Genomic DNA, 5,194 nt, shown 5'->3' with positions numbered 1-5,194 from the left:
GGTATCCCCAAGATTATACTATCAGACATATTTTAAAGAAAAGAAGTGTAGCAAGTTGCTACACTTCTTGATTTTTCTCTACCAACTCTTTCAATAGATTTTCTAATTTTTCTAAACTAGCATCATCAAAATGAGAAATTTTTAAAGAAACCTTTAATAACTTATCATTAAATTTAATATTTCCAGCAACTTTCCCAGCATATTCAATTTTTTTTACAAGCGATGTTGATGGAGAATCGTTATTATCTTGAACTAGATATTTCGTAGCTTGTGCAACAGCCTTAGTTTGCTCAAGTTGGCCATTCTTTACTTTTGTCCAAACAGTTAACAAGGCTTTTTCAGCACGTTGTTTTATTTCGTCGTGATCTGCAAGAAATTTTTTAAAAGCTGTTGCAGCAGTTCGACCTAATAACTGGGGCTCATTTACCAAATCATTCAAGATGGCTTTAGGCAACTTTTCAAAAGATAAATATTTATACATGTCTTCGCGATTTAAGCCTAAAGACTTCGCTAAACGTTGTTTATTTTTCTTTAAATTTTCATCCAAACCTACTAGACCAATATAGATTTCGAAGTCTGTTAAATCCTGGCGTTTTAAATTTTCAGCTAGTGTAAGTAGTGAAGCTTCTTCATTATTTGCATCAATAATAATGGCTTCAATGGTCGATTTTTTTAGAATTTCATGCGCACGTAATCGACGTTCACCTGCAATTAGTTCAAATTTTAAATTTTCAAGTTTACGAACAGTGATGGGTTGCAACAAACCAACTTCATCGATCGATTCAGCCAGTTCTTTGATTTCCTGCTCATCAAATTTTCTACGCGGTTGATAAGGACTCCGTGAAATGTCTTCAATGGGGACATTTCGTCTAAATTCCTTTAATTCCTTGATATTATCTTTTTGAGCTAATTGATGCTTTTGAGTATTTTGTTTCAGCTTTTGAGCTAAAAGTTCTTTTGCAGTTGCCATAAAATTCTCAATCAGTTAACTTTAGCTAAAACTTCTTTAGCTAAACTTTCAAAAGCCTTTCGAACCTTTCCACTTTTGTCTAGCTTAAGTAAAGACTGCTGCATAATTGCGGCTTGATTTACTTTTGTACTTTGTGGAATAGTCGTTTCCATAATATAGCCCACTTGCTTAAATGCTTCATCACGAATGAGTTTACAAACATTTTGTCTCTCATCGTGCTTAATAAGTAGTGCACCTAATAATTGTAGCTCCGGATTGATTCGCTTTATTTTTTCTAAATGATTAAGTAAGTCTGTAACACCATATAGACCATATTGTGAGCCAGATTCAATCGGGATAATTACATGTGTTGAAGATGCTAAAGCATTACTCGTCAATAGTTTTAAACTTGGAGGGCAGTCAATTAAAATAAAATCATAAAGATCTTTTAATAGTTCTAATTTTGTAGTGAGTTCTTCTGATGGTCTTGGCGCATCTTCTTTTAATTGGTCCTCAGTTTTTCCTAAATTGAGAGAACCATAAATTAGTGAAACATTATCAAAATTAGTATCTTCTTCTAAAGCGTCAGTAAGTAATGAGACATCACCTACTAATAACTCAGCGGTTGTTACTCCAACTTCACTTGGATGTTTTAAACCAATATGCAAGCTAGCATTTGCTTGAGGATCTAAATCAATCACAAGCACTTTTTTTTCCTAAGTTTGCTAGCTCAGAGGCTAAATGAACAACTGTTGTTGTTTTACCACAACCACCCTTGTGATTCGCAACAGCAATAATTTTTGCAGACATACTTGTCAAATCATTCTATATTTAAAATTACTATTAATATAAATAACTTTGGGCTAAGTTACTACACCTTTTAAATTTAAAACAGTCATTTGTATAACGCTAAAGCAATTTTAAATTTAAAGTTTTATATAGCTAGCTTATTTAATAATTAATAGTAATTAATAATTAAGTTAATTAATAATTAAGTTGATATTTTTCATTTAAAAACAATACCATATCAACTTTAAGGTGGAGGTTTTGTCATCTTAAAGTGGAAGAGTTGTCTTCTATAAGTGGAAAGATGATCACTTTAAAGTGGAATATATGTCACTGTAAAGTGGAGTATTTGTCACTTAAAAGTGGAGTATTTGTCACTATGGTGGAATGTTTTTCACTGTTAATTATAAAATATATGTATTATCATTTAAAACATATATAAAACAATTATTTATGATGTTGATAACTTGATGAATTTAAGAGCAAGAGTGGAAAAAAAATCACTTACAAAAATAATATTGTGGATAAAGTTGCAAGGCTTTTTTTTACTACACCATTTTTTGATATATTCATTGATCTAAGAGTGGAAAGAATTTCACGCACTCACCCTAGAATGCAGATATTTTGTTCTTATGACTAAACTCGATATTTTTTTCAGTGATCTGCGTTTTTAAAGGTGGAAAACTTGTCATATCGAAATAGGTTAATTGATTATTTAAAATCCATTATGGGTGTTTATTCATCAATCCGTATCTCTATAAAGAATCAAAAACATCTAAAAGTGGAGTATTTGTCATCTTGGAGTGGAATTTAAAAATATATTTCCACTTTAATGGATTTTTACCTAAATTTGGTGACAAGTATTCCACCTTAGTTTTTTTTAGGTGAAAGTGTTGAATCTTTTTCCACTTTTTTATATAACATGCATAATCAAGTTAAGCACACTTAAAATAGTTAATACACTTTATGTCAGAACTAAGCCATAACAAAGAAGAGCTGGATTCAATCCCGTACTGCATAGGTAATATTCGTCACAATGGGGTTGTAAGTACTAGCAATCGTTTGATACGACCTATTGAATTGTCAGCGAATGAATATAAAGCACTTTTATATGCGATGGCTGTTGCCAATTACGGTGAGAAGAATCATATCGATAAAGAGATTAGTGAACAAACATACATCTATCTGTATAAAGATGATTTAGCTGAATTACTGGGATTAAGTAAGCGAAATTCAATTAATGTAGCCATTGATCGAATTTACAAAGAACTTTCATCCCGTGTGGCGCACTTTGTAATTGAAGAACCTGTAGATGATATAAAGAAAAAGACTAAAAGAGTTCACTCGGTTGTCCCTATTATCCGTGAGTTAAGATGGGAAGATGATTCAAAGAATGCACTTCAAATCAGATTTACCAGTGAAGTATTACCTTACTTTACTCAATTAGCTGGTGGTAATTTTACTACATACCAACTAAAACATTTATTTGCTCTAGATTCAGTTGCAAGTATGAGTCTTTATACCTATTTCATAAAAAACGAATTCAAATTTAAGACTCAAGAAATCTACGAAGTTCCATTATTATTAGAGAATCTCAAAGCTCTAATTGATATAAATGAAACTAAATATGACCGTTGGGTCGATTTTCGACGTTATGTATTAGATAAAATTGTAGCTGAAATTAATGAAAACACCGATCTACAGTTAGAATATGAAACAATTAAAAAAGGACGCCCTATTGTAGGCGTAAAATTTAAACTACATCATCGTGGTTTTGAAAAGCCTGTAATTGAAAATAAAAAGGCCGAAAAATTAAAGATCTACTTAGATGTTCCATTTGAAGATAATGCTGAGGTAAAAGATCTAGGTGCAAAATTCGATACCACTGTACGTTCATGGTATATTTTTAATGATGATGCTAATTATTTACAGCTTGAAAAGTGGTTTAAGACTGTAGGTTGCCTCACAGACTCTCAAGCAAATGTTGTTATCAATGATTCATTATTTCAAATGGATTTTGCTGAAGTTGGAATGAGCTTAAGTGACTTTAAGAGAAAAATGAAAAATAAATTGAAAACTGATAGTAAATTTGTGGAAGACATCAAGGATCGTCTAAATGAAATTTTCGGAAAGGATATTATCTAGGAGTGTAGCAACTTGCTACACTTTTATCACTTGGAGCGTAAAACCTCGTGGTTCAGCACGAGGATATAAGAGACTGGCGTAAGCCATACGACATGGAATGTCGTATTAAATATCTTTGTTGTTCATTACTTAAAATATTATTGTTAAAATAAGCACATGAAAACACTTAAACTCCGCATAAAAGACAAACACGCAAAGGTGCTGATTAAATTAGCATCTGAGGTGAACTTTGTTTGGAATTATGTGAATGATTTAAGTTTTAAGCACCTAAAAAGAAAAGGTGAATTTCTATCTGCATTTGATATTGCTCAATACACCAAAGGCGCATCTAAAGAGTGTAGTTTGCACAGCCAAACCATTCAGGCTGTCACCGAAGAATTAGTCAAACGCAGAAAGCAGTTTAAGAAAGCCAAACTCAAATGGCGTGTTAGCAACAAGAAGTCAGCAAGAAAATCACTTGGATGGATACCGTTTAAGAAAGTAGCGATCAAATACGCTGATGGATATGTTCAATATGGTAAACATCAATTCAAGCTATGGGATAGCTATGGATTAAGCAAATATGCTGTTAGAACTGGTTCATTTGTTGAGGACAGCCGTGGGCGTTGGTACGTGTGCCTTGTGGTCGATTCATCGAATCAAGAAAAACCAACAGCAACCAAAGCCATAGGTATTGATCTAGGTTTAAAAGATACTGCAACCTGTTCTGATGGTACGGTTATTTCAAACCCCAAGTTCTATCGCCAATACGAAAAGAAATTAGGTATTGCTCAACGAGCAAGGAATAAAAAACGTGTACGTGCATTACACGCCAAGATTGCAAATTGCCGTAAAGACCATTTGCATAAGGCAAGTACATTACTTGTTAAAAATAATGTACTCATAATTGTAGGTAACTTAAGTGCCAAAAAGCTTGTAAAAACTAAAATGGCAAAGTCTGTTTTAGATACAGGGTTTTCAGCACTAAAAACAATGCTCAAGTATAAATGCGAGAACGCAGGGGTAATGTTTGAAGAAGTCAATGAAGCCTATACCACCCAAATCTGTTCGTGCTGCGGTGAGATCACCTCAAGTAGTCCGAGAGGTAGGACAGGTCTTGGAATAAGAGAATGGTCATGTGAGTGTGGTGTCACTCACGATAGGGACTTAAATAGTGCCATGAACATTCTTGCGCTTGGGCATAAGCGTCTAGCTGTAGGAATCACCTCCGTTTAAGGGAGGTGAGGATGTCAACGGCTATTCTTAGTTCAAGAAACCACTTATAACTTTAATTAGTAAAACAGTTATATTGAACGTTCATTTCAACAGAGGTGG

Annotated in this window: 3 protein-coding genes and 1 pseudogene; 2 read left to right on the top strand and 2 right to left on the bottom strand. The window is 33.2% G+C overall.

Annotation, left to right across the window (positions count from 1 at the left end; all coding sequences use genetic code 11):
* Positions 1-58: 58 nt before the first annotated feature.
* Positions 59-970 (bottom strand): ParB/RepB/Spo0J family partition protein, encoded by a 912-nt coding sequence (locus tag AVJ20_RS17570; RefSeq protein WP_104442427.1) that lies wholly within the window; start codon positions 968-970, stop codon positions 59-61.
* 11 nt (positions 971-981) lie between these two features.
* Positions 982-1,759: pseudogene (locus tag AVJ20_RS17565) on the bottom strand (ParA family protein).
* Positions 1,760-2,701: 942 nt separating this feature from the next.
* Here AVJ20_RS17565 and AVJ20_RS17560 point away from each other — a divergent pair.
* Positions 2,702-3,880 carry a replication initiation protein gene (locus AVJ20_RS17560; RefSeq protein ID WP_104442428.1) on the top strand — a complete coding sequence of 393 codons (1,179 nt, stop codon included), beginning with the start codon at positions 2,702-2,704 and terminating at the stop codon, positions 3,878-3,880.
* Between the two features lie 156 nt (positions 3,881-4,036).
* Positions 4,037-5,095: an RNA-guided endonuclease InsQ/TnpB family protein gene (locus tag AVJ20_RS17555; RefSeq protein ID WP_111886103.1), complete on the top strand. Its 1,059-nt coding sequence runs from the start codon at positions 4,037-4,039 to the stop codon at positions 5,093-5,095.
* Positions 5,096-5,194 lie beyond the last annotated feature (99 nt).

The sequence above is a fragment of the Acinetobacter sp. CFCC 11171 genome, from assembly GCF_003268405.1.
Classification (GTDB): domain Bacteria; phylum Pseudomonadota; class Gammaproteobacteria; order Pseudomonadales; family Moraxellaceae; genus Acinetobacter; species Acinetobacter amyesii.
Note: the sequence above shows the minus strand (reverse complement) of the source record. Positions and strands in the feature narration are given on the sequence as shown.

Excerpts from the sequence above, each read along its gene's own strand:
- AVJ20_RS17560 (WP_104442428.1), top strand. The coding sequence starts at position 2,702 with ATGTCAGAACTAAGCCATAACAAAGAAGAGCTGGATTCAATCCCGTAC.
- AVJ20_RS17570 (WP_104442427.1), bottom strand. The coding sequence starts at position 970 with ATGGCAACTGCAAAAGAACTTTTAGCTCAAAAGCTGAAACAAAATACT.
- AVJ20_RS17555 (WP_111886103.1), top strand. The coding sequence starts at position 4,037 with ATGAAAACACTTAAACTCCGCATAAAAGACAAACACGCAAAGGTGCTG.